General features: G+C 42.6%; 25 protein-coding genes and 1 tRNA gene. 9 read left to right on the top strand and 17 right to left on the bottom strand.

What is annotated here, in order from left to right:
• The first annotated feature begins 2 nt into the window (after nt 1-2).
• Together B1s21160_RS01660 and B1s21160_RS01655 are read left to right on the top strand one after the other, a co-directional pair.
• The gene (locus B1s21160_RS01660; RefSeq protein ID WP_095672141.1) at nt 3-770 is read left to right on the top strand and encodes an SDR family NAD(P)-dependent oxidoreductase; all 768 of its coding nucleotides are present in this window, start codon (nt 3-5) and stop codon (nt 768-770) included.
• Complete coding sequence (locus tag B1s21160_RS01655) at nt 770-1,666, top strand: sugar phosphate isomerase/epimerase family protein (protein WP_095672140.1); 897 nt, start codon at nt 770-772, stop codon at nt 1,664-1,666. The genes B1s21160_RS01660 and B1s21160_RS01655 overlap by 1 nt, the downstream gene beginning before the upstream one ends.
• Here B1s21160_RS01655 and B1s21160_RS01650 read toward each other — a convergent pair.
• Both B1s21160_RS01650 and B1s21160_RS01645 read right to left on the bottom strand, forming a co-directional pair.
• Entirely contained in the window at nt 1,647-2,552 is a 906-nt protein-coding gene (locus B1s21160_RS01650; protein ID WP_095672139.1) for a 2-hydroxyacid dehydrogenase, read from the bottom strand. The genes B1s21160_RS01655 and B1s21160_RS01650 overlap by 20 nt on opposite strands.
• Nucleotides 2,552-3,418 (bottom strand): fumarylacetoacetate hydrolase family protein, encoded by an 867-nt coding sequence (locus B1s21160_RS01645; protein ID WP_095672138.1) that lies wholly within the window; start codon nt 3,416-3,418, stop codon nt 2,552-2,554. Before B1s21160_RS01645 ends, B1s21160_RS01650 begins: the two co-directional genes overlap by 1 nt.
• 112 nt (nt 3,419-3,530) lie before the next feature.
• On the opposite strand from B1s21160_RS01645, the gene B1s21160_RS01640 reads away from it, so the two are divergent.
• The 5 genes from B1s21160_RS01640 to galT are packed head-to-tail and all read left to right on the top strand — an operon-like array spanning nt 3,531 to nt 7,540.
• The gene (locus B1s21160_RS01640; protein ID WP_095672137.1) at nt 3,531-4,280 is read left to right on the top strand and encodes an SDR family NAD(P)-dependent oxidoreductase; all 750 of its coding nucleotides are present in this window, start codon (nt 3,531-3,533) and stop codon (nt 4,278-4,280) included.
• A complete protein-coding gene (locus tag B1s21160_RS01635; RefSeq protein ID WP_095672136.1) occupies nt 4,280-4,525 on the top strand; it encodes a hypothetical protein in 246 nt (81 codons plus the stop codon). The genes B1s21160_RS01640 and B1s21160_RS01635 overlap by 1 nt, the downstream gene beginning before the upstream one ends.
• Before the next feature lie 4 nt (nt 4,526-4,529).
• Nucleotides 4,530-4,790, top strand: coding sequence for a hypothetical protein (locus B1s21160_RS01630; protein ID WP_095672135.1), 261 nt, complete (start codon nt 4,530-4,532; stop codon nt 4,788-4,790).
• Nucleotides 4,787-6,409, top strand: coding sequence for a glycoside hydrolase family 25 protein (locus B1s21160_RS01625; RefSeq protein ID WP_095672134.1), 1,623 nt, complete (start codon nt 4,787-4,789; stop codon nt 6,407-6,409). Before B1s21160_RS01630 ends, B1s21160_RS01625 begins: the two co-directional genes overlap by 4 nt.
• 24 nt (nt 6,410-6,433) lie before the next feature.
• A complete protein-coding gene (galT, locus tag B1s21160_RS01620) occupies nt 6,434-7,540 on the top strand; it encodes a galactose-1-phosphate uridylyltransferase (protein WP_095672133.1) in 1,107 nt (368 codons plus the stop codon).
• Here the strand turns inward: galT and B1s21160_RS01615 are convergent.
• The 7 genes from B1s21160_RS01615 to B1s21160_RS01585 form a co-directional block, all read right to left on the bottom strand.
• Nucleotides 7,537-7,776: an ACT domain-containing protein gene (locus B1s21160_RS01615; RefSeq protein WP_095672132.1), complete on the bottom strand. Its 240-nt coding sequence runs from the start codon at nt 7,774-7,776 to the stop codon at nt 7,537-7,539. The genes galT and B1s21160_RS01615 overlap by 4 nt on opposite strands.
• A 1-nt stretch (nt 7,777) precedes the next feature.
• Nucleotides 7,778-7,850, bottom strand: a tRNA-Asn gene (locus B1s21160_RS01610).
• An 80-nt stretch (nt 7,851-7,930) separates the two neighbouring features.
• Nucleotides 7,931-9,739: a DNA primase gene (dnaG, locus tag B1s21160_RS01605; RefSeq protein WP_095672131.1), complete on the bottom strand. Its 1,809-nt coding sequence runs from the start codon at nt 9,737-9,739 to the stop codon at nt 7,931-7,933.
• 35 nt (nt 9,740-9,774) lie between these two features.
• Nucleotides 9,775-11,019: a deoxyguanosinetriphosphate triphosphohydrolase gene (locus tag B1s21160_RS01600; protein WP_095672130.1), complete on the bottom strand. Its 1,245-nt coding sequence runs from the start codon at nt 11,017-11,019 to the stop codon at nt 9,775-9,777.
• Between the two features lie 25 nt (nt 11,020-11,044).
• Complete coding sequence (locus B1s21160_RS01595) at nt 11,045-11,665, bottom strand: YdcF family protein (RefSeq protein ID WP_095672129.1); 621 nt, start codon at nt 11,663-11,665, stop codon at nt 11,045-11,047.
• Between the two features lie 4 nt (nt 11,666-11,669).
• Nucleotides 11,670-12,836, bottom strand: a complete 1,167-nt coding sequence (gene dusB, locus B1s21160_RS01590; RefSeq protein ID WP_095672128.1) for a tRNA dihydrouridine synthase DusB — start codon at nt 12,834-12,836, stop codon at nt 11,670-11,672.
• Nucleotides 12,837-14,216, bottom strand: a complete 1,380-nt coding sequence (locus tag B1s21160_RS01585) for a glycine--tRNA ligase (RefSeq protein ID WP_095672127.1) — start codon at nt 14,214-14,216, stop codon at nt 12,837-12,839.
• Between the two features lie 67 nt (nt 14,217-14,283).
• On the opposite strand from B1s21160_RS01585, the gene B1s21160_RS01580 reads away from it, so the two are divergent.
• Nucleotides 14,284-15,018 carry a ZIP family metal transporter gene (locus B1s21160_RS01580; protein WP_095672126.1) on the top strand — a complete coding sequence of 245 codons (735 nt, stop codon included), beginning with the start codon at nt 14,284-14,286 and terminating at the stop codon, nt 15,016-15,018.
• Here the strand turns inward: B1s21160_RS01580 and B1s21160_RS01575 are convergent, their stop codons facing one another.
• Genes B1s21160_RS01575 through leuA form a run of 3 tightly spaced genes read right to left on the bottom strand, consistent with a single transcriptional unit; the run spans nt 15,019 to nt 18,315 of the window.
• A complete protein-coding gene (locus B1s21160_RS01575; protein WP_095672125.1) occupies nt 15,019-15,810 on the bottom strand; it encodes an isoprenyl transferase in 792 nt (263 codons plus the stop codon).
• Complete coding sequence (gene recO, locus B1s21160_RS01570) at nt 15,803-16,543, bottom strand: DNA repair protein RecO (protein ID WP_095672124.1); 741 nt, start codon at nt 16,541-16,543, stop codon at nt 15,803-15,805. The genes B1s21160_RS01575 and recO overlap by 8 nt, the downstream gene beginning before the upstream one ends.
• 35 nt (nt 16,544-16,578) lie before the next feature.
• The gene (gene leuA / locus B1s21160_RS01565) at nt 16,579-18,315 is read right to left on the bottom strand and encodes a 2-isopropylmalate synthase (RefSeq protein ID WP_095672123.1); all 1,737 of its coding nucleotides are present in this window, start codon (nt 18,313-18,315) and stop codon (nt 16,579-16,581) included.
• A 245-nt stretch (nt 18,316-18,560) separates the two neighbouring features.
• Here leuA and B1s21160_RS01560 point away from each other — a divergent pair, with 245 nt between their 5' ends.
• Nucleotides 18,561-19,976 carry a cytochrome P450 gene (locus B1s21160_RS01560; RefSeq protein ID WP_095672122.1) on the top strand — a complete coding sequence of 472 codons (1,416 nt, stop codon included), beginning with the start codon at nt 18,561-18,563 and terminating at the stop codon, nt 19,974-19,976.
• Here B1s21160_RS01560 and B1s21160_RS01555 read toward each other — a convergent pair.
• The 5 genes from B1s21160_RS01555 to B1s21160_RS01535 all read right to left on the bottom strand — a co-directional run bounded on the left by B1s21160_RS01555 (nt 19,973) and on the right by B1s21160_RS01535 (nt 25,351).
• The gene (locus tag B1s21160_RS01555) at nt 19,973-20,566 is read right to left on the bottom strand and encodes a hypothetical protein (RefSeq protein WP_095672121.1); all 594 of its coding nucleotides are present in this window, start codon (nt 20,564-20,566) and stop codon (nt 19,973-19,975) included. The genes B1s21160_RS01560 and B1s21160_RS01555 overlap by 4 nt on opposite strands.
• 13 nt (nt 20,567-20,579) lie before the next feature.
• The gene (locus B1s21160_RS01550; RefSeq protein WP_095672120.1) at nt 20,580-21,890 is read right to left on the bottom strand and encodes a glutamine synthetase family protein; all 1,311 of its coding nucleotides are present in this window, start codon (nt 21,888-21,890) and stop codon (nt 20,580-20,582) included.
• A 67-nt stretch (nt 21,891-21,957) separates the two neighbouring features.
• Nucleotides 21,958-22,464: a serine O-acetyltransferase gene (gene cysE, locus B1s21160_RS01545; RefSeq protein WP_095672119.1), complete on the bottom strand. Its 507-nt coding sequence runs from the start codon at nt 22,462-22,464 to the stop codon at nt 21,958-21,960.
• Nucleotides 22,465-23,391, bottom strand: coding sequence for a cysteine synthase A (gene cysK / locus B1s21160_RS01540; protein WP_095672118.1), 927 nt, complete (start codon nt 23,389-23,391; stop codon nt 22,465-22,467).
• Nucleotides 23,392-23,656: 265 nt separating this feature from the next.
• A complete protein-coding gene (locus B1s21160_RS01535; protein WP_095672117.1) occupies nt 23,657-25,351 on the bottom strand; it encodes an NAD+ synthase in 1,695 nt (564 codons plus the stop codon).
• Between the last annotated feature and the right edge of the window lie 34 nt (nt 25,352-25,385).

The raw sequence follows: 25,385 nt of genomic DNA, 5'->3' as shown, positions 1-25,385 counted from the left end.
TCATGCGCTTAAAAGATAAGGTAATAATCATTACCGGTGCCACCTCTGGAATTGGAAAAGCTATTGCAATCAAAGCAGTTGCTGAGGGGGCAAAGGTATTAATTCATGGGATTGATAAGAGTGGCGGTCAGGAAGTAGTTGATCAATTGGGAAAAAGTGCATCACTTTGCATTGCAGACCTCGCAGATAAAAATACTCCAAAAAAAATTGTTGATGATGCAATCTCAGCCTTTGGTCAAGTTGACGGCTTGGTTAATAACGCAGCAATCATTGAGCGAAATAATCTTTCACAATTAACCCCAGAGGCATTTGCTAAAACCATCACGGTTAATTTGCAATCAGCTCTATTTTTAATTCAAGCAGCTTTTCCATATCTGAAAAAAAGCCAAGGATCTGTTTTAAATATTGGCTCAATTAATGCCTACAGTGGGGAATCATCTCTGCTTGCTTACAGCATCGGCAAGGCTGGATTACAAACTATGACTAGAAACTTAGCAAACGCCCATGGGGTGGATAAGGTGAGATTTAATTTAATTAATCCGGGTTGGATACTTACTGAACGTGAGTATGTAGATCAGGTTAAAAAAGGTATGCCAGTGGGCTGGCCAGAAAAACTAGGTAAAGAAAATATTCCATTTGGTGTTATGAGCACGCCAGAACAGTTAGCTGTTGCCTGTATTTACTGGCTAGGAGATGAATCCAAACCATTTACTGGAGCGGTGGTTGAGTTGGAACAGTTCTCAATAATTGGTAGAAATCCTGAAAAGTAATGCCTAAGTTAGCCGCCTTTCCCAAAGGATTTATTAAGCAATTAGTTTCAGGACAGATGAGTATTTATGAGTGGATTAAATTAGCTGATGAATTAAATGTTGATGGCCTTGAATTTTATAACAACTTTGCTGATCTAAAAGACCCAAGTAATTGGCCAAAGATTAAATCTGCAGTTGAGGAAACTGGCATGGTAATTCCTATGATGTGTGCCTCCCCTGATTTCACCATTCCAGATCCATCACTTCGCCAAAAAGAGATTGAGAAGGAGATTCAAGCAATAAAAATGAGTGCAGCCCTGGGTGCTAAATACTGTCGAGTGTTATCTGGTCAAAGGCGAAAAGATATTACACGGGAGGAGGGTATGAATTATGTGGTTGATTCCATCAATCAATGTATTCCGGTTGCAAAAGATGCAGGAGTAATTTTAATTATCGAAAATCACTATAAAGATGATTTTTGGACTGAGCCTGAGTTTGCTCAGATGATGGATGTATTTGTGGATCTAGTCAGCCGAATTGATTCACCCTACTTTGGAGTTAATTTTGATCCATCGAATGCAATTGCGGCGGGGGAAGAGCCGTTGGAACTACTAGAGAAGGTGAAACATAAAGTCTTAACCATGCACGCCTCTGATCGCTATCTTGCCAACGGCACTATTGAAGATCTACGCAGGGCAGAGGGCGGGAGTGCTGGATACGTTTCGTTTTTCAAACATGGCGTAATAGGAAAAGGACTTAATGATTACGACGCAATATTTAAGACATTAAAAGATGTTGGCTTTGATAGTTGGATATCAATTGAAGATGGCGTAGATGGCATGGAACAGATGCACCAGAGCGCAGATTTCTTAAGGGACAAAATTAAAAAGTATTGGCCTAATTACCAGCCACGATAACATTATTAAGCGGCTTACCTTGCACTAATAAATTTAATTGAGATTCGATTAATTTTCGAGCACGCTTTTCAAATGCTGATGAATTACCTCCCACATGTGGTGAGATCAAAACTCCTTTTGCTTTCCATAAAGGGTGATCTTTTGGCAGCGGCTCAGGATCAGTGACATCAAGTCCCGCGGTAATTCGGCCAGAGTTAAGCTCTTTAATTAGAGCTTGAGTATCCACAATTGGACCGCGGGCAACATTTACCAATAGCGCGCCATCCTTCATAAGTGCAAGACGACGAGCATCGAAAAGGTGTTTACTCTCTTTAGTCAGCGGCAAAATTAAAATTACTACATCAAGAGTTGGTAGGTGTTTATCTAAATCAGTAATTGCATTTGTGTTATCTCGGCCGGATTGAGTAAAAGCCACTATCTCAACTGAAAAACCGGAGAGCATTCTGGCGATTGTGGAGCCAATTGAGCCAAAACCGACAATTCCGATCTTTCGATCATTTATTGATTCGTAATTCTTATTTACCCACTCACCCTTATCTTGATCTCTTACAAAGGTAGCAAAGCCACGTAGGGAGGCAATTGTTAATCCAACTGCTAACTCAGCGGTTGAATCATCATGAATTCCTCGGCCATTACACAAAGCAATTCCTGGACGTAAAAATTCAAGAGCATCGTCATAGCCTGCGTTTGGAACCTGCAAAACTTTTAAGTTGGGCATTTTTTTAGTTAACTCAAGTGCGGGGCGTCCACCCAGATATGTTGGCACATAAAAAGTTACCTCAGAAAAATCTCCAGCCTCAGTAGGGGTAGTTGCCGGTGATAAGCGCTTGAATTTACTTGGAACATTTAAGTCATCCCATTGAGTCCAAACTACATGTTCACTCATTATTTAATCCGCTCATTAATATCCTCTGGCGTTACTGCCACTTTATTTACTAATGTCCCAATTTGATCAACGGTTATGGTTACTAAATCCCCTGCTATAAGTGAAATTTCAAGGGGGGGCACAATTCCAGTACCAGTAGAGAGAATTACCCCAACTGGAAAATGCTGGCAGCGAAATAGATACTCAATTAGGTCATCAAAGGAACGATTCAATGATTTAAGTGAGGTCTCTGCCTGCCAAACAACTGAACCAGCTCTTTCAATCTTTGCGTAGATATCTAATTTGTCTTGGTCAACGATCTCCCAAATTGGGCGAATCATTGGACCTAATGCATTAGATCCATAGTAAATCTTCGCTTGTGATAGATATAAGGGATTTTCCCCTTCAATATTTCTTGAGGTCATATCATTACAAATGCTCATTCCAATTAGTTCACCAAACTTATTCATCACAATTGCAACCTCAGGCTCGGGCACTGAGGTCAATGCATCAGCTCTAATTCCCACCTCTGCTAAATGGCCAACTGTCCTACGTGCGGTGGCTTTAAAAAATAACTCTGGTCGATCTGCTTCATAAACTAATTGGTAGACATCTGGGATATCACTCTCTTCTTTTCTAGCATCCCGTGAGCGTTGATAGGTAACACCCGCTCCCCAAACTTCTGTATCTACTGCAACTGGCGCAGTTAACTCACCCTTTATCTCTTTATTTCCAGAAGCCTCATAAGCTTTTCGAAAGATAGGTGAACGCAGTACGAGAGCTTCGGATAAGTCTTTAACGCCTTCAATTTCAAAGTACTTGCCATTAATCTCTTTGACTAACCGATATGGCTCAGATGCGGTTTCAATAACTGCTATATGGCTCATAAGGAAAATCTAGTAGTAGTGTGCAATATGAACATTCTGCTAATAGTATAGGAGCGTGTTGATTTAGTGAATACGCTTCGGATATTGAGATAGTAGATCGGAATTGGTGAACATGGATAAAGAGTTTGCAGGCCTTACCGCAATTATTACTGGTGGCGGCTCTGGCATTGGCTTAGCGGTTGCTAAAGGATTAAAGGAGCGCGGGGCAACTGTATTTGGCTTTGATATAAATCAAGGTGAGATGGCGCCATTTGCCACCTTTATTAAGTGCGATATTGCAGATGCAGCATCAGTTGAATCAGCTTTTGCTGAGTTTAAAAAAGCTAGCAATAAATTGGATATTTTAATTAACAATGCTGGCATTGGATCACTGACCACTGTTGAGAAAGAAAGTGATGAAAATTGGCATAAAGTCTTAAATGTAAATGTGGTTGGCACAGCCAGAGTTTCACGCTCTGCAATTCCACTTTTACGGGAAAGTAAATCTGCTGCGATTGTAAACACTGCCTCAATTGCTGGCACAGATGGGGTCCCAAATCGCGCTGCATACAGCGCATCAAAAGGTGCGGTGTTGGCATTAACACTTGCCATGGCAACTGATCACCTAGTCGATGGCATTAGAGTCAATGCAGTAAACCCAGCAACCACCGATACTCCTTGGGTTAAACGTTTACTGGATCAATCACCAGATGCTAAAGCTGCAAGATCAGCGCTAGAGGCAAGGCAACCAATGGGACGCTTGGTATCACCTGCTGAAATTGCCAGTGCAATCATATTCTTAGCAAGTCCATTGCAGAGTTCGGTTACCGGCACCACTATTAGTATTGACGGTGGTATGCACTCACTTAGAATTCCAAAGTAATGAATCCCCTTAATTATTTCCGCTTTGGCGCATACGCCATACTTGCTATGGGGCTCATAAATTTGCGATATCAAACAGGCAGTGAAGCAAATTTGCCCAAAAGCTCGGCTTTAATATTACTTGGCTCGCTGGTGCTTTTAATTACTTTTATTCCGGGAGTTAAAAATCTGCTGCTATCAAAATTTAGTAAAGTGGTGGGAATTTTGGGATTAGTAGCATCCATTATCTATGGCTTCCTAATTTAAGTTGATGGATTTAGATCAAATAAAATCAAGATGGAATGAGGTCCTAGACCTTCTGCTGGAAAATAATCGCATCATTTGGCTAGCTTTTTTTGACGCCAGATTGGTTTCATTTGAAAATAATCAATTAACCTTAGATTTTGCTGATAGCCAGAAGTTTGCAAATCCTCATGATTTCAAAGCCAGTCGTAATCCAGCACACACTCAGGCTTTAATCGATGCAATTACAGCAATATTTGGCATCTCACCTACCATAATAGAGCGGTGAAAAAGGGAGTTATTTTCTTAGTAGTAGCACTGCTATCTACTTCTCTTGTTCCTGCTGCAAATGCGGCGACTACAAAAACTATAATTTCATTCAATGTTGAGAGCACGCCTAATGCTGGTGAATCTCTAGTCACTTTTTATGGACAAATAAAACCCGCCGCAAAGGGCAATGTAAGTATTGAAAGCTTTGATGGTGATGTTTGGAAGGTAACCCCGTTAAAGACCACCGCCAGCGCAAGTGGTGCTTGGCAAATAAAGACTGTTGCAACCGCCATTAAAGCCCAGGGCAAGTACCGCGCCAAGGTTGTAGTTGGTAAAAAGAAGGCGACTTCAAAAACTGCAGATTTCATCGTTGATAACTCCAAAACTTTTGCCGATACAAATGCCTTATTTATTACCCCCGAGACAAGTAAATTAACTGGTGGTCGAATTCAAGGTGCAGATATAAGTAGGTGGCAGCACCCAAATGATCAACCAATTGATTTTAAGCAGATGTTTGATGCTGGTATGAGGTTTGTCTTAATAAAGGGCTCAGACGCGCAAGAAAAAGCAGATATTGAGACCATGAAGTGGTTGATTGGCGATCGAAATGCTGCCCAAGCAGCTGGCCTATACACCGGTATGTATCACTTTGCTTATATGCCAAACAGTACTGATGAAGCTTATGTAATTAGAGATGCAAAAGCGCAGGCACAAAAAGTTATTTGGCGGCTTGCATCCCTTGGTGGATATAACGAACGTGATCTGCCAATCGCACTTGATTTAGAAAATAACTGCGTAAAGAAAAGTAGCTCTGGAGTTTGCATTAAAACCTTGCCTAGAAGTTTAGTAACTTTATGGGCAGAGACTTGGCTTTCCACAGTTGAAGAAAAAACTGGTAGAAAACCATTTCTTTACTCTTACGCACAATTCTTAGAGATGGCGATGGAGCGAAGTGAAACTCTTCGCCAATATCCACTTTGGCTTGCCCACTATGGAATTAATCCTGCAGATCCAATCGCCAAGCCAGGACAGAGAGAGAAAATTGGTTGCTTTGTGCACTCTTGGAGCACGGCAAACTGTGCATCGCAGTGGCAGATTTGGCAGTACTCATCCTGTGGAATTGGTAAAAAATATGGTGTGCCAAGTTCAAGGCTTGATCTAAATGCTTTCCGCGGAACTCCGGAAGTTTTCCTTTCGCTCATCAAGGGCAAATGGCAGCCAGAAGCGGTGGATTTAATGCCGATAAATGAGGCAACATCTATTAATTTAATTTCAGTGGCCGCAACTGATACCAATAAGCCAGTCATAATAAATGTGGAGGTATTTAGGAGTATTGGGACGCCAGTTGTGACTGGCACAGTGGTATTTAGACCACTTGATCCAAAAATTAAAGTCAAAAAACAAACTCCTGAGCGATCTGCCAGTGGCAGATGGGAGTTAAAACTCGAGGGTCTGCCAGCAGGTATAACTGAAGGAACTTTAAATTATGTTGATATCTCAAAAACTCATGCTGATAATCTGCTGCCACTTTCAATTAATTTAATGCAAGGGCCAGAACTTCCAGCGCCAACTCCAACCCCTAAGCCAACTGCCACTAAGAAACCAACCGATAGCTGCGCTAAACAAATAAAGCACTGAAATTTTCGACTACCCTTAGCCATCATGAGTCAGAAAATATCTGGTGGGGTATTTAGAAGTGATCTAAAGCTTGCTGATGGTAGAACCATCTCTTACTACGACGGTGCTGAGATAAAGCGAAGTGCTGTTGATACCAGAGATGAGAAAGCGCAACCTGGTATTGGTCACCTTCGTCTTGACCCGCTTGTAAATGAATGGATCTCTGTTGCATCTCATCGTCAGCATCGAGTTTTTCTACCACCAAAAAATCTCTGCCCACTCTGTGCGAGTAAGGGTGATAAGTTAACGGAAATTCCAGATAGTGATTATGAAGTAGTGGTTTTTGGAAATAAATCACCTGCACTTACTGCGCCAAGTAGTAATTGGCAGCTGCCACAGATAAATGGAATTGATACTCCAAATGCAGATGCAGCTGGTGCTTGCGAGGTCGTTTGTTACACATCTAATCATGACTCTAGCTTTGCGAAATTAACTGAAAAACAAATTAGAACTGTGTTAGAGGCTTGGAAGGATCGAGATGCGGCACTTTCGAGATTAAATTATATTGAGTATGTCTTTCCATTTGAAAATAGAGGTGAAGAGGTGGGCGTAACCATCTCCCACCCACATGGTCAGATCTATGCCTACTCATTTGTGCCCCCACGGGTTGAAAAAATGCTGCAGGCAGCAGATGCTCACCTGAAAAAAACGGGCAAAGTATTACTAGATGATGTAATCGCTCGCGAGATTAAGGATAAAAAGCGAATTATTTGCCAAAACACTGAGTGGATTGCCTACGTGCCATACGCTGCCAGATACCCATTTGAAATACATATTGCGCCAAAACGATCGGTGCCAGCTTTGCAAGATTTGGATCAATCACAATCAGAGCAATTTGCAGCTGTGGCAAAGGAGTCATTAAGTAGATTAGATGGGGTATTTGGAATCGAAATGGCTTATATCGCCGCTTGGTATCAGGCTCCAGTAAATATTGGTCGAGATAGCATGCGGCTGCACTGGCAAATAGTTTCAGTTCGGCGCCAGCCTGGAAAATTAAAGTATTTATCTGGCTCAGAATCTGCCATGGGAGCTTTTATTATGGATTTAGAGCCAGAGCAGTCTGCTGAACAATTAAAAGCGGTTAAATATTAATTAACTGGGGTTACTGATAGAACCTCAACCCCACCAATAGCGGTTAAGACATTTACTAGATCAGTTGGGTCACTGCCTGGCACTGCAATTGTGATGTCATCAATGCCTCGACCATCCTCACTTCGCAGCACAACTAAGCCACGAATATCTCCGCCAGCGAAGCCAATAGCGGATGCGACCGCACCTAATGAACCCGGGCGATCTGGTAGTGCAACTTGCAATCGATATAACCCCATGCTCCCTGACTTGGACTCGAACCAAGAACCTGCCGGTTAACAGCCGGCTGCTCTGCCAATTGAGCTATCAGGGATTACACCAATCTAATTACAGATTAGTGAGGCAAATAGTAGCGAATATCTAAACTCTCTCAAACCTAGCCATATATTAGGTTTAACTCTCTCCTAATGCCAACTCTTTTTGCACCCGTCGTGCTGCCTCCATACCAACTAGCTGCCCAAAAATCTCTTGGTACTGCGCATCATTTTCAACTGGATTTAATCGCTGCAGGGTGGATTTAATCTCTGCTATTGAGCGACTTAATGCCACCTCACGTAATCTTGCAAAAATACTGATGATGTAACGATCTGAAACCTCACCATCTGTTCGAATTGGCTCCACAATTAACTCGGTAATCAAAGACTTCAACTCATCTCGATCGCAAACCTCTAGTAATTGTTGAACATTAAACTCTGCTTGCGCATCAATTAATTTACGTAGGTCGTTGTAAAGCGGAAATGAGAAAGCAGTAGGCTCTAAATCCACCCAACTATGAGCTAGCTCAGGTATTTGCAGCTTAACCTTTAAAACCTCACGCTCTAATATCAAAATTGGATCAGTCAGATTAATTCGCTTATCACTTTGAGGTTGCTCAGATTTACCACTTTTCTTCACAGCTGTTGAAACAATATCAACCTCCATACCCAACCAACCAGCAAGTAATCTCACATACTCTGGCCTTAAGGATGCATCCCTAATCTTGCCGATTAATGGCGCTACTTGGTTTAGTGCATTTACTCTTCCTTCAGCAGCAGTAATATCATAATTAGCAATTACAGATTTGATTGCAAACTCAAATAACGGAACTCTTCTAGCAACTAAATTGCGCACTGCATCATCACCATGAGCTTGGCGCAACTCACATGGATCCATGCCATTTGGTTCAACCGCCACAAAAGTTTGTGCCACAAATTTTTGATCATCTTCAAATGCACGAAGTGCCGCCTTTTGACCAGCTGCATCCCCATCAAAGGTGAAGATAACCTCACCCCGAAATGCATCAGCATCCATCAGTAATCTTCTAATAATTCTTATATGTTCATCACCAAAAGCGGTACCACAAGTGGCAACTGCGGTAGTAACACCTGATAGATGAGCCGCCATTACATCGGTATAACCCTCAACAATTACAACTTGGCGATTTTTTGCAATCTCTTTTTTAGCCATATCTAAGCCGTATAAAATCTGATTCTTTTTATAAACAGGAGTTTCAGGTGAATTTAAATACTTTGGACCAGTATCAACCTCATCACTTGCTAATTTTCTGGCTCCAAAGCCAACAACATCACCAGAGATGTCTTTTACTGGCCAGATTAATCGATTGCGATATCGATCAATCATGCCCTTACTTGCCTCTTTGACTAACCCTGCCAAATTCAACTCTTCATCGGTAAAACCTTTGCCTTTGAGGTTTTTGTATAAACCATCCCACTCATCTGGGGCGTAGCCGACATTAAAGTTCTTTGCCGCATCACGATCAAAGCCTCGTTTAGTTAAGAAATCTCGACCATGTTGGGCAGCTGGTAGTTGCAATTGCTCTTGATAAAAAATGGAGGCAGCTGTATTTGCAGCAACCAACCGTGAGCGATTAATTGATGGGCCGGTGCTAACACCAGAGCTTTCATACTTCAGGGTGTAGCCAATTCGTTCAGCTAATCGCTCCACTGTTTCTGTGAAGGTTAAATGCTCTAATTTCATAATAAATGCAATTACATCACCACCTGCCTGGCAACCAAAGCAGTGAAAAAAACCTTTACTTGGCGTTACATGAAAGGAGGGAGATTTTTCATCATGAAATGGACAAAGACCTTTTTTCTGTCCACCGCCAGCATTTTTTAGTTGCACATAATCACTAACTACATCATCAAGTGCACTGTGCTCGCGCACATATGTGACATCTTCTGCCTTAATTCTTCCCGCCATGCTTCCTATCCTAGTTTCAAATTAGACAACCTAAATTATCCCCTGTTAATAAGCCGATTATGCAGTGCAACTGCGCCAGGATCAGTTAGCGATGCCACCTGATCAATCACTACTCGCAGGCGAGCTTGATCAGTTTGGGCCCGCTGCCAATCTTGCAGGAAAAAACTTTCTAAGGTTGTGGGTGCACTTTCAAGGATTGCTGCAACCAACTCAGTTAGTAGTTTTTGCTGCTCACCGTATCTAATCTGGGAGTCACTAGCGTTAATTACATAATGGCCAGCCATTGATTTAAGCAATGCCACCTCAACCCGCTGCGCCCTAGGCACAACTAAATTTGCGCCATACCTTGTTAGATCACCATCCCCATACTTTTCTTGGGTTGCAATCTCTGCGGCCTGTGCGAATCTGCCAATTAATTGACTAGCCAAATCCTTTAATCTTGCTAAGGAGCGATGTGTGCCATCGTAATAACGTGGCCAACAAGATAGTTTCTGCAAGGCATCTAATGCTGATTGCATCTCAACTTCGGTGATATCAGCTAAATACATCTCCTGGGCAACTTTATATAGCTTAGGCAAATCATTACTTAATTGATCTAATTTAACTTGACCAGAAACTAATGAATCCTCTAAATCATGAACGCTGTAGGCAATATCATCAGACCAATCCATAATCTGCGCCTCCATAGAGGTCTTGCCAGAATCAACACCGCTGCGATACCAATTAAAGATCTCAAGATCATCTTCGTAAATACCAAATTTTTTAGCATTGACCGCTCTGCTCCAGGGATACTTTGTCGCTGCATCTAATGATGCCCTGGTTAGATTTAATCCAATTGATTTCCCATCAGGCAAAACTGTTTTTGCTTCAAGTCTTATTAATAATCTAATACTTTGGGCATTGCCCTCAAAGCCGCCACATGAGTTAGCGATTTGATTCAACGCCTCCTCGCCATTGTGACCAAATGGTGGATGACCAATGTCATGGGCAAGACATGCCCCTTCCATTAAATCTGGATCCGCTCCTAAAGCGGCGCCAAGTTCGCGGCCAACCTGTGCACACTCAAGTGAATGTGAAAGTCGTGTTCTTGGAAAATCAGTTGCCCATGGAACAGCTACTTGAGTTTTAGCAGCAAGTCTTCGAAGTGCGAAGGAGTGAATAATTCTGGCGCGATCTCTTGCAAACTCAGTTCGACCACCACGTTTTGCTGGCTCATCTAAAAATCTTGCACGGTCAAAATCAGAGTATCCGGGGTGTTCATTCGCTGGTCTGATTACCATTTGGTAATCCTATCTGCCAACAAAATTAAGTGCGATCACTTAACTTTATACCCAGCCTACCGAGAGTTATATAAGCAAGATATGCCCCAGTTTCTCTTGCCAAATACTTATAACCAGAGTTTGCAACTGCAGCTGGCCCAGTTTCAACTGCTGCACAACTTGCCGATAACCCTTGATCATTTGCCATTTTTAATGATCGAAAACAATGATAAGGATCAGTAACAATTACCACTGAAATAAGCTTTGCTTTTTTCATCACATCAGCATATGCCTGAGTACTTCCTAAGGTATCTCTACCTTCTGTAATCGATAAAATATTTATCCGCTTTACTCCATTTTTAATTAGCCAGTTTTTACTAGCCGCCGCCTCAGTGGTTCGATCCCCAGGTGCTCCTGAGCCGACGGTATAAATCCTTGGTGCCAGCCCTGCTTTATAAATCTTTAAACTCTCATCCAACCTAGATTGCAATACTTCACTGGGCCGACCATCAAATTGCGCAGCTCCCATTACTAAAATCACCTCAGATTTAACTGGCTCTGAGTTCCTGGCTGCATACCAAATACTGCCAGCCAAATATAATGGAATTACGATTATTAATAATAAAATAAATGAAATAACTCTTCTAATAAATTTAAATAAGAACAATTACTTATCCACCACTTATTGCATCATCAATTGTGATGGTGGCTAACTCATCTGGATCATCAAGCCAACCTGCTGGTAATTTCACCTCACGACCTTGACTAGTACGCCCCCTTGGTCCATCACCCACCTCTTGTGGGTATGGCTGATCCTGCAATCCTGATAACAATTGCTCCATTTCAACTAGTGATGAAACCATGCCAAGGGATGATCTAATCTCTCTTGGCACTGAGAAACCTTTCAAATACCAAGCCATATGCTTTCTAATATCTCGCATCGCTCTATCTTCATTTTCAAAGTACTCAACTAATAATTGACCATGGCGAAGCATTATTTTTCGTACCTCAAATAGATTTGGATTAACCCGCTTATTTTCACCATTTATTGAGCTAACTAAATCAGCAAATAACCAAGGTCTACCTAAACATCCCCTACCAACTACTACACCTGCGCAACCAGTTTGCTGCATCATATTTACTGCATCCGCACCTGACCAGATATCACCATTTCCAAGCACTGGCACATCAGTATCTGATAAATGTTCAACTAACTCAGTAATTTTTTTCCAATCAGATCTGCCCTCATATAACTGCGCCGCAGTTCTAGCATGCAGTGCCACCCAAGTAACACCTAGATCTGCTGCTGATTTTGCTGACTCTAAAAAGGTTTGATGATCAGAGTTAATACCAACTCGCATCTTTACCGTTACTGGAATTCCATATCTACTTGCAGCCTTGACTGCTGACTCAACAATTGCCGAAAATAATTTACGTTTAAATGGCAAGGCTGCTCCCCCACCCCGGCGAGTAACTTTAGGAACTGGACAACCAAAATTTAAATCAATGTGATCTGCTAAATCCTCACTACCAAGTAGATCTGCTGCTTTTCCGATTACATCTGGATCAACAGCGTAGAGTTGAATTGATCTAGGTGTTTCCCCAACTCCTGGCTTAATTAATCTAAAGGTTTCTTCCCGCCGTTCAATTAAGGCACGTGCGGTAACCATCTCAGAAACAAATAAACCAGCCCCTTGCTCCCGACATAATCTTCTAAATGCTGCATTAGTTATGCCTGCCATTGGGGCAAGCACAACCGGGGTGGCTAGTACTACCTCATTATTTTCAAATCTGCCATTAGAAATTGGCAGATGAAGTGGCTTAACTTTGGTGAGCAATTAGCAACCTAATAATTTTGTGGCAAGATAATTTTGAACTTGATCAATTGCAATACGAGATTGGGCCATGCTGTCACGCTCTCGAATTGTGACTGCTTGATCCTCTAAACTTTCAAAATCAATGGTGATACAAAACGGTGTACCAATCTCATCTTGGCGACGGTAGCGTCTGCCGATCGCACCAGCATCATCAAAATCCACATTCCAATGCTTACGCAGAGAATCAGCTAAATCCTTTGCTTTCGGCGATAGATCTGCATTTCTAGATAATGGCAGCACACCAATCTTTACTGGTGCTAATCGGTAATCTAATTTCATTAACGCCCGCTTTTCCATCTCACCCTTTGAGTTTGGCGCCTCATCTTCGGTATAGGCATCTAACATAAATGTCAGCGCGCAGCGATCAACTCCAGCTGCTGGTTCAATTACATAAGGCGTCCATCGCTCATTTTTTTCTTGATCAAACCAAGTTAAATTCTCACCAGATGCCCTGGAGTGTGATTTCAAATCAAAATCAGTTCGGTTTGCAATTCCCTCTAACTCACCCCACTCAGTACCAGTGAACTCAAACTTATACTCAATATCTGCAGTCCGCTTTGAGTAATGAGAGAGCTTTTCTTTGGGATGTTCAAAGACTCGAAGCCGGTCTGGATTAATTCCTAAATCTTTATACCAAGCTAATCTGGTATCAATCCAGTATTGATGCCACTCTTCATCTGTTCCTGGAACAACAAAGAATTCCATCTCCATCTGCTCAAATTCGCGAGTTCTAAAGATAAAGTTTCCAGGAGTAATTTCATTTCTAAATGATTTACCTATTTGGCCAATACCAAATGGTGGCTTTTTGCGTGAGGTTGATGCCACATTATCAAAGTTAATAAATATTCCTTGCGCAGTCTCTGGCCTTAAATACGCCAAGCCTGATTCATCCTCAACTGGTCCTAAATAAGTTTTAAGGAGTCCAGAAAATTGTTTTGGGGAGGTGAACTTGCCCTTGGTGCCACAGTTTGGACAATTTATTTCAGTAAGTGCGGCGGCTTTTTTCTTATGCTTATTTTCATAAGCCTCCTCTAAATGATCTGCACGGTAGCGTTTATGACAACTTGTGCACTCAGTTAATGGATCAGAGAAGGTTTCAACATGACCGGAGGCTTGCCAAACCTCGCGAGCTAAAATTACACAAGAATCTAAACCGACCACATCATCGCGGCCCTGCACCATGGATCTCCACCACTGGCGCTTAATATTATTTTTTAACTCAACTCCTAAAGGACCGTAATCCCAGGAGGCACGAAGTCCGCCATAAATTTCAGATGAGGGGTAAACAAAACCACGCCTCTTAGCGAGTGAAACAATTGTTTCTAATCGATCTTGCGCCATTTAATCTCCATCCGGCTGGCTGTCGGCGGCTTGCTCTTACTGCACTACCTTACGCTAGATTACGCAAATGTTAGTTATCGCACTTGCAACTACCACAGTAATAGCAACATTTTTTGGCGGTTTACTAGCCCTTCGCGCCAAAGATCGCTTTCATTTGGTCCTGGGTCTGTCAGCTGGACTCTTACTTGGATTGGTGGGCTTTGATCTACTTCCAGAAATATTTGAAATGAATTCTCAAGATTTAATTGGGGTTAAAACTGTATCGGTTGCATTGATTGCTGGATTTCTCGCACTGCACTTCATCGAACAGTTTGCTGGTTCTCATGAACCAGCAGAGTCTGATTATGGTCATGAGCACTCCCATACATTTGAGATCGCTGGCACAGTGGGCGCAATTGCCATGGCTGGACATATATTTTTAGATGGTGTGGCTCTTGCCTTAGCATTTAAAGTAAGTAATGAGCTTGGCTTTGCAGTTTTCATTGCAATGCTTGTTCATGCATTTAGTGACGGCTTAAATACTGTTGCCTTACTTATTAAAACTGGAAGTTGGAAAAAGCGTGGAAAGTTTCTCTTAGCAGTTGATGCAGTCGCCCGCATAGGTGGTGCTGCAGTTGGTTCTTCTCTGACAATAAGTGATAGCAATCTTGCAATTTATCTAGCAATATTTTCTGGAATTGTTATTTACCTCGCTACTGCACATATCTTGCCAGAGGCTCACTCTCGACATCCATCCAAGATCACTATGATTTCAACACTAAGTGGTGTGGCAATAATGTGGGTAGTGATAGCTAATCTTTAATTACGCCTTACCAAACCTTCTCTCACGCTCAGCATAAATCTCAATCGCCTTCCAAAGTGTGCGCCGGTCTGCATCTGGCCAGAGCACATCTAGGAATACCATCTCCGCATAGGCCGATTGCCACATTAAAAAATTACTAGTGCGTTGCTCCCCCGATGATCTTAAAAACAAATCCACATCACTCATTTGAGGTGAATAAAGATACTTTTTGAGTGATTTTTCAGATAATGAATCTGGCTTAACTTTCTTGCGAAGAGCATCCTTTGCAATAGCAACCGCTGCATCTAGCATCTCAGCTCTGCCACCATAATTAACACACATATTTAAAGTTAATACTTTATTGTTTTTGGTTAACTCTTGTGCCTCTTTCAAATCCTTTAATACTCCGGTCCATAACCGCTTTTCTCTACCTACCCAACGAATCTTTACACCCATCGCATTCATTTCATCACGACGTTTTCGCAAGACTTGACGATTAAACTCCATCAGAAAACGAACCTCATCCGGTGATCTTTTCCAATTCTCAGTTGAAAATGCGTAAGCACTTAACTCTTTAACACCAATTTCAATAGCGCCATGGACTATATCTAGTAACGTAGCCTCACCCGCCTCATGGCCAGCAGTTCTTGGTAATCCTTTTTGTTTTGCCCACCTACCGTTGCCATCCATTACTAGCGCCACATGATTAGGAATTTGTTTTGGATCTAACTTTGGTGGGGTAACACCGCTGCGATGCGGGGTTGGCGGTGTAACTTTTTTTCGCTGGCTTACCTTGCTCTTCTTTTTAACCACGACTAATTCTCTCAACTAATGGCAGGGATCGTAAGCCCCGCTCTAAATGCCACTGCAAATAAGCGGCGATCAAGCCAGAGGCTTCATTGCGATTTCTACTCTCACTCTTAACCGCTTGCTCCCAATCCCCAGTCAATAAATGAGCCATTAGATCTAGAGTGGCTTGCGCAGGAGTAGCACTTGCTGATGGCTTACAAACTAGACAAACACAACCACCACCTTGCAATGAGAAAAACTTATGTGGCCCTGGTGCATCACATCTGGAGCAGATTGTTAAGGATGGTGCATATCCTGCAACTGATAAGGATCTTAAAAGGTAGGCATCTAATATTAAAGAAGGGTCATATTTCTTATCAGCAAGCACCTTTAATGAACCAACAACTAATAAGTACTGCTGCAGCGCTGGTTCATGCTCTGCTTGGGTAAAGCGCTCAGCTGCTTCCAAGATAGCATTTGCAATCGTCCAGCTTTGATAATCACTAGATAAAATATCACCGTAATTTTCAATACTGACTACCTGTGTGACGGTGTCAAAGGTTCGCCCGGTATATAACTGCAGATCAACATAACTTGCGGGTTCTAATCGTGCGCCAAATCTTGATTTAGTTCTGCGCACTCCTTTTGCAACCGCTTTAATCCGGCCATGTTCTTTGGTAAACAAGGTGATAATTCGATCCGCTTCCCCTAGTTTGTGGGTGCGAAGCACAATCGCCTGGTCGCGGTATAACGGCATCCCCCTAAGTTACTAGAGGTGTAAGACAGAGTTTGTTAGCGAACTGCGCGATTGATCGAGGAGATAACTGCTTTTAGCGCTGCAGTAGTTGTACTTGGATCAATTCCTACTCCCCAATAAACCTTGCCCGCAATTTCACACTCAAGATAGGCGGCAGCTTTTGCATCCCCACCAGCAGATAAGGCGTGCTCGTAATAATCTAAAACCCGAAGCGATAACTTTGATTCGTAGGCATTAACAATTGCTACAAATGCTGCAATTGGGCCATTGCCGGTGCCAGATAATTTCTGAGCCTTACCTTTATCAAGTAACTCAATAGATAGATCAACATCCTTATCCATCTGCGAGCTTTGTGCCAAAGCGGCTAATTTAAATCTGCCCCATTGATTATTTTTTGCAGGTAGGTACTCATCTTCAAATATATGCCACATAGCCTCCGGTGTTATCTCACCACCTTCACTATCAGTCTTTGATTGAATCACCTGACTGAACTCAATTTGTAATCTGCGCGGTAAATCTAATTGATGCTCATGCTTCATCAGATATGAGACGCCACCTTTACCAGATTGACTATTTACTCTAATTACCGCCTCATATGTGCGACCAATATCTTTAGGATCAATTGGTAGGTAAGGAACTGCCCAAGTGGCTTTATCTTTTCCTATCCCTGCAGCTTTTGCATCTGTCTCCATGTGATCAAAGCCTTTTTTAATAGCATCCTGGTGTGAACCAGAAAATGCAGTAAATACCAAATCACCGCCATATGGATGACGTTCTGGCACACGCAGCTGGTTGCAGTATTCAACGGTGCGCCGAATCTCATCAATATCTGAAAAATCAATCATTGGATCAATGCCATGACTTAAAAGATTTAGCCCTAAGGTAACTAGACAAACATTTCCAGTTCGCTCTCCATTACCAAATAAAGTTCCTTCAATTCGATCAGCACCTGCCAAATACGCAAGCTCTGCCGCTGCAACTCCTGTGCCACGATCATTATGTGGGTGCAAACTTAAAATCACACTATCTCGATACTTTAAGTTTCTATGCATCCACTCAATTGAGTCGGCATAAACATTTGGTGTTGCCATCTCAACTGTTGCTGGCAGGTTCATAATTGTTTTCCAGGCAGGTGTTGGCTTCCAAATATCATTTACCGCGTTGCAAACCTCAACTGCAAACTCAAGCTCTGTTCCGGTATAAGACTCGGGTGAGTACTCAAATGAGACCAATGTGCCAGGCACAGATTTAACTAAATCCAAACAGATCTGGGCGCCGTCGGTAGCAATTTTTTTAATTCCATCCTTATCTTGGCCAAAAACCACTCGCCTTTGCAAGGTTGAGGTTGAGTTATAAAGATGCACAATCGCCTGCTTTGATCCTTTGATCGATTCAAAGGTTCGCTCAATCAACGGCTTTCTGGCTTGAGTTAGCACTTGAATGACTACATCATCTGGAATGAATTTTTCTTCGATAATTTTACGAATAAAATCAAAATCGGTTTGGCTAGCTGCCGGAAAACCAACCTCAATCTCTTTGTATCCCATCTTCACTAGCAACTTAAACATCGCCAATTTGCGATTGGCATCCATGGGATCAATTAATGCTTGATTACCATCGCGCAGATCCACCGAACACCACTTAGGTGCTTTGCTCATCACCTTATTTGGCCAGGTGCGATCTGGTAGTGAGCCATTATTTGGAAATGAGTTGTATGGGGCATACCGAGATATCGGCATCTGCGATTTACGTTGTTCTGGAAAGTTACTCATCTTATTTCTTCTCCTCGTCGGTTAAATCTGGTCTACCGGTACGACCAACCTCCGCGACGAGGGAGCCGGTTACTTGGCCCCGCCGCGGCGAAGAAGAAGCAGAGTTGACAGGCGTAATGAAGGGATAAGTAATGAGCTTTCACCTGTCGCTAACATGGCTCAAGGCTAACTCAATCTAAACAAATTCACCAAATAACTTACTTAAAGCCATTCTATTTAAGTGTAAATCTGCTTATCGTTGAGCCATGAGCATTGCTACATCAAAGCCTTATTCAGCCCCAAGACCAAATGAGTACACGCCAATCCCAGCGCCTATTCTGCGAAAGAGCTGGCTAGGTGATCCAAATATTCCGGGTCCTAATCCAATTTTTTCAGATCTACTTACCGCCACCTTCATGATTGATACCCCAAAGTTTTTACTTAAAATGCAACACAAATATGGTGATACTTGTTCTTTCTTTTTATCTCGAAGATTATTTATTGGACTCTTCTCTCCTAATGCTGTCCATCAAGTAACTGTTGCCCAGCAACACAAATTTGTAAAAGGCGTTGGCTTTGCCAGAATGCGCAAAGTACTTGGTGAGGGCTTATTAACAAATGAAGAACCAATCCACCTAGCTCACAGACGAATGATGCAACCACCATTTCACCATGGAAATTTAGATGGTTATGTTGCAATTATGTATAACTTGGTAAATGAGCACACAAATAAGTGGCGAGATAAATCAAGTATCGAGTTAGCACCAGAGATGATGGCACTTACCCTGGAGATCGTAAGTCGCTGTTTATTTGGCTTAGATTCTGCCCAATACACCAAAGCGATTGCCGATTCGATGGAGGTAGCAATTGATCGAATTGAGCGAACTATGTTGCCTGGGCTTGATCGTTTTGATAAATCAGGGATCAAGTACTTTAAAGAGTTTGAAGTAGCATCTGATCGATTAGTAGATATTGCTGAGGCAATTATCAATAAGCGAATTGAGGGTGGGCAAACGAAGGATGATGATCTGCTGGGGATCTTGCTACAAATGCGAGATCAGATTTCTACCGATCACATACGTGATGAGGTTCTAACATTAATTTTAAGTGGTCATGAAACTACTGCAAATGTAATGAGTTGGGCTTTTTCTTATCTTTCCAAAAATCCAGAGGTAAGAAAACAATTAGAGGATGAGGCAGAAGGTGCTGCCTGGATTAAAGAAAATCGCATCCCCACCTACCAAGAGTTGGAAGATAGCTCAAAAGTGGCATCTGCCATTTTGCAAGAGACGATGCGCCTGGCACCACCAGTTTGGGTGGCACCAAGAATTGCTACAACTGATTGTGAAATAGATGGCGTAAAGATTCCAAAAGGAGCCCATGTTTTAGTAAGTCAGTATGTAACCCATAGAAATCCCAGGTATTTTCCTGAGCCAGAAAAATGGCAGCCAGAACGTTGGCTCGATGTGGGATTTGAAAAGTCGCTTCCAAATGGTTCTTACTTTCCATTTGGTGGCGGCAGTCGAAAGTGTTTGGGCGAGTACTTTGCGATTGCCGAGGCAAGATTAATTTTACTAATGGTGGCAAAAAACTTCAGATTAAGTGGAGATTTTCCCAAGGCCCAACCCAGAGCAACCTATCGACCAAAGGGTGAGGTTAAGAATAAGGTGGAAGTTCGTTAACTAAGTGAGAAAGATGGATACTCATCAGTTATTAAAAGTACGGCATATCCATATAAGCGATTCCAATAAGCAATCACCTTCACTACCTCCTCCGCCTTATCAGCAGGGTAGTAACCCTTGGTAACCACGGTAAACCAAGCGATCAGTGTTAGTGCAAGTAGATATATGGCATAAATTAGACCAAGCAAAAATAATGGAATCGCTAAAAACCATTTAACCAGCGGCATCCAAGGTGATAATTTTCTTCCACCATCAATCTCAGGGTAGGTAAGCCTGACTTTTTGATTTGCCTCAATTGACGGATAATCATCGGTTAATACCAATAAATAAGCTGTAACTCGATTATCTAACTCTAAAAAAGCTTTATTAAAAGCCAATACATAGGATGGATAAACATTTCTAAAAAGCAATGAGAGCACAACCGGCAATACTAAAAAGCCACCTATCCAACCCATAGCATCATCGGCAAAGGCAGCGAAACTGGATAAAAATATCAGCACCGGAACAGCTAGAAAAATCCTAAACAATGCGGTGTTCTTATCGCGATTATCTAAATCAACACTTATTTCAGTAATAATTTGGTTGCTCATGGATAGAGCATATCTAAAGTACTGGCAAATACCTGCCTAATTCATAGGCACTTACCTGTTTTCTATACTCATCCCACTCACTACGTTTATTTCTAAGCACATATTCAAATACATCATTACCTAATGTTTTCTTTACCAACTCACTTTTCTCCATTGCGCTAATCGCCTCTGCCAAATCAGTTGGTAGTGGTGTGGGATTTGTGTTTTCCTTTAACTCATACTTTCCTTCTACCCCAGCAATACCAGCAGCAATAATTACCGCATAAGCCAAGTAAGGATTACAAGCTGAGTCAGGAGATCTGACCTCAATTCGAGTTGATGCCTCTTTTTTTGGTTTATAGGTTGGAATTCGAACCATCGCATTGCGATCTGCTTGCGCCCAAGTGGCGTAGGCAGGTGCCTCTCCTCCCCCACTTAATCTTTTATAAGAGTTAACCCATTGATTTGTAATTGCAGTTATTTCAGCTGCATGTTTGATAATTCCCGCGGTAAAGGATCTGCCAATTTTTGATAATTGCATTGGCGCACCCTCTTCATAAAAAGCATTTTTTTCACCATCAAATAATGAAAAATGTGTATGCATGGCAGAGCCAGGGTGATTAGTAAATGGTTTGGGCATAAAGGAGGCATAAAAACCTTGATCTAACGCCACCTCTTTGATTACATGTCTAAAGGTCATGATGTTATCGGCGGTGGCTAACGCATCGGCGTAGCGAAGGTCAATCTCTTGTTGGCCAGGACCTCCTTCATGGTGGGAGAACTCAACTGAGATTCCCATCGCCTCTAAAATCGTAATTGCTTGCCTTCTAAAATCATGTCCCACCACAGCTGGTGTGTGATCAAAGTATCCGGCGGAATCAACTGGTATTGGTTGATCTCCCGGCTTTGGCTCCTCTTTAAATAAGAAAAACTCAATCTCAGGGTGGGTGTAACAGGTGTAGCCAAGCTTTGCTACCTTTTCTAATGTTTGACGCAAAACTCTTCTGGGATCAACTGATGCAGCGCTGCCATCTGGCAGGGTGATATCACAAAACATTCGCGCTGCGCCTGGTGATTCCGTGCGCCATGGCAGAATTGAAAAACTTGCTGGATCTGGTTTTGCCAACATATCCGCCTCGGTAACTCTGGCAAACCCTTCAATCGCCGAACCATCAAAACCAATACCTTCTGCGAAGGCGCTCTCTAACTCAGCTGGTGCGATTGCGACTGATTTTAAAAAACCTAATACATCGGTAAACCAAAGTCGAACAAATCTAATGTTGCGCTCCTCTAAGGTGCGCTGCACAAAAGCTTGTTGTTTTGCTAAATCATTTGGGGAACTCATGGCTGTATTAAAGCCAACAATGATTACGGCTGTGTTAACTACAAAGATTTAAGCGCATTAGTAGGGGTTAGATAGCAAAAAACTCGGATGAATCCACCATGGTCCTAGCCGGAACGCTCTTAGTGACCACCACATTGGCATTAATTTTTACCCCATCACCAATGCTGATATCTCCTAAAACTCTAGCCCCCGCACCAATTACTACATTATTTCCAATAGTTGGATGTCGCTTGCCGCTACCACCTGTGCGAGCGCCGAGAGTTACATCATGATAAATCATTACATCTTCACCAACTACTGCTGTTGCACCTATTACCACCCCCATGCCATGGTCAATAAAAAACCTACGACCAATCTTGGCGGCTGGGTGTATTTCAATTCCAGTTACAGCTCTCACCCAATTTGAGTAAATCCGCGCAAGAAGTTTGAGTTTTACTCTCCACAAAAAATGCGAAATTCGATACCCCCAAACTGCGTGCACACCTGGATAGGTAAGTAGCACCTCCAACCAATTACGCGCTGCCGGATCTTGCCGGAGCGCAGCGCTGATATCCTCTTTAATAAATTGAAACATTTAGCCAATTAAATCTTGAAAGAGAATTGTTGATATATACCGCTCACCAAAGGATGGAATTATCACCACAATGGTTTTGCCAGCAAACTCATTGCGCTGCGCTACTTGATGCGCTGCCCAAAGAGCCGCCCCGGATGAAAGCCCAGCTAAAATTCCCTCTTTGGTGCCAGCCTCACGAGCATACTTAACTGAATCATCAGCTGAGGCATCAAAAATTTCATCATAGATTTTTCTATCTAAAACTGGCGGCACAAAGTTTGCTCCGATTCCTTGCAGCGGGTGCTTGCCAGGCTCACCACCATTTAATATTGGCGATGCAGCAGGTTCCACACCAAATATTTTTATCGCTGGATTTTTAGATTTTAATGATTGACCGACTCCAGTAATTGTGCCACCGGTGCCAATGCCAGAGATAACCGCATCCACTGTGCCGTCGGTATCACGCCAGATCTCCTCCCCAGTTGTTCGGCGATGAATATCTGGTCCAGCTTGGTTTTCAAATTGGCGAACTAAAACTCCACCAGAATCCTTTAAGGATTCCGCCTTTGCAACCGCGCCCTTCATTCCTTCCGCAGCTGGGGTAAGAATTAACTCGGCGCCAAAGGCTCGCAGTAATGCTTTGCGCTCACTAGACATCGACTCTGGCATAGTCAAAATAGTTTTATATCCACGGGCTGCTCCCACCATTGCAAGTGCGATGCCGGTATTGCCACTAGTCGCCTCCACAATTGTGCCACCTGGTTTTAGCTCACCAGATTTTTCCGCCGCATCCACCATCGCAATTGCCAGCCGATCCTTCACCGTTGAGGTGGGGTTATAAAACTCAAGCTTTGCCAGCACGGTAGCGGTTGAGTTGGTCATCATCTTATTTAGCTTCACCAACGGGGTATTTCCAAAAACCTCAGTTATATTGTTGTAGATCTTCACTTTTATCTCCTTATATTATTTGTTTTTAGGATTAAATTGATTTTATGCAAGCAAAAAGTTGGGCAAAGCCCAATTGAAATATTTTTAAATTAGCAACTAGTTGATGCGATGCGGCCAAAATCAACCACCCGGCGACGGGTGAAGAACCAATGCTTAGTTTGAGTCAGATTCCTTGCTGATTTTCCCATTGTGAAATTGTAGGAAATTACTTATTTATTACCTAATTGCAAATGCTTTGCGTGTTCTAATCTATGCGTAAAAATTCTTAAGATTCATTCCAATGTGAGGTAATAGGCAATCTGCGATCCTTACCAAATGCCCTACTTGAGATCTTTGTGCCTGGTGGATACTGCCGCCGTTTGTACTCAGCCCGATCTACCAACCTAACTACCTTGTCCACCAGAGCAGGATCAAAACCGGCAGCGATCGCAGCTGGCCGGCCACCATCTTGATCTATATATATAGCCAAGATCTGATCAAGTGTTCCGTAAGGGGGCAGAGAATCAGAATCCTTTTGATCAGGTGCCAGCTCCGCACTTGGCTCTTTTTCAATTGAGTTAACTGGAATAGGTGGAGTTTGCCCTTGCAAGATTGCCAACTCATTGCGCCACTTTGCCAACTGCCAAACCTGGGTTTTATATAAATCTTTTATTGGCGCAAATCCGCCAACTGCATCGCCATACAAGGTGGAGTAGCCAACTGCTAACTCAGATTTATTGCCGGTGGCCAGAACCAGATGCCCCTCTTGATTGGATAATCCCATCAAGGTAATACCCCGCACCCGTGCTTGCAGATTCTCCTCTGCAACTCCTGCCAGATGTAGATTTTCAATTAAGTTTGCCACCATCGGAGTTATTTCAATGATTCGATAATTTAAACCGGTATTTATCGCAAGCTCCTTTGCATCAGCTAGTGAGTGCTGCGATGAGTACTTGCTTGGCATTGCTACGCCAAAAACTCGATTACTACCAAGGGCATCAGCTGCTAAGGCTGCAGTTAATGCAGAATCAATTCCGCCAGATAAGCCGAGAATTACAGATTTAAAATTATTTTTCTCCACATAATCACGAAGACCAATTACTAAGCCTTGCCAGATCTCCTCTAGATCTCCCAACCTTCTGGCCACACCAGATTGCAGCTTTTTATACTTTAATATTGGCGGATTAGAGATAATTAAATCAGGATCAGATGAGGCTAATCTGACATCAAGATCAATTACAGCTAATCCATCCTCAAATTGTGGGGCTCTGGCAATTACCTCACCAGTTGGGCCAACCACAATTGTGTCGCCATCAAAAACTAAATCATCTTGACCACCTGTCATATTGACATAGGCAAGTGGGGCGCCAACCTCAATCGCCCGCTTTTGCACCAAAGCTAATCTGGCATCATCTTTATTGATCTCATAGGGTGAGCCATTTGGCACCAGTAATAAGCCGATATTGCGTTTAGTTAACTCCGCAACTGGGCCACCGCTTTGCCAAATATCCTCACAAATAGCAATCCCAATATCCACCCCACAAACTCGAATTACCAATGAGTGATTGCCGGGGGTGAAGTTTCGATACTCATCAAAAACGCCATAATTTGGCAGATGGTGCTTGATATAGGTGGCAACTATTTCGCCCCGATAAATAACTGCAACACAGTTTTGTGGCCGGGCAGCATCACTTTCTCCCAGATAGCCAACTAGCAAAGTTAAATCACCATTGCCCTCATTATTAATCCGGGCTGCAAGCTTTGTGATCGCCGCAATTGAGGCTGCTCTAAATGATGGTCGGTTTGCTAAATCCTCTACTGGATAACCGGTTAAAACCATCTCCGGATAGACCACAACCACGGCGCCTGCGTTGGCGGCATCAAAGGCGTACTTAGATATTAGATCAGCGTTCTTACTTAGATCACCAACAGTTGGGTTGATCTGGGCAAGTGCGATTCTGATCTGTCCGGTCTGGCTCACTTTTCAAGAGTACCTCAGGTGGTGTGATCTTGGC

The organism is Candidatus Nanopelagicus hibericus (assembly GCF_002288005.1).
Classification (GTDB): domain Bacteria; phylum Actinomycetota; class Actinomycetes; order Nanopelagicales; family Nanopelagicaceae; genus Nanopelagicus; species Nanopelagicus hibericus.
This window is presented reverse-complemented; position numbering and strand designations above follow the sequence as displayed.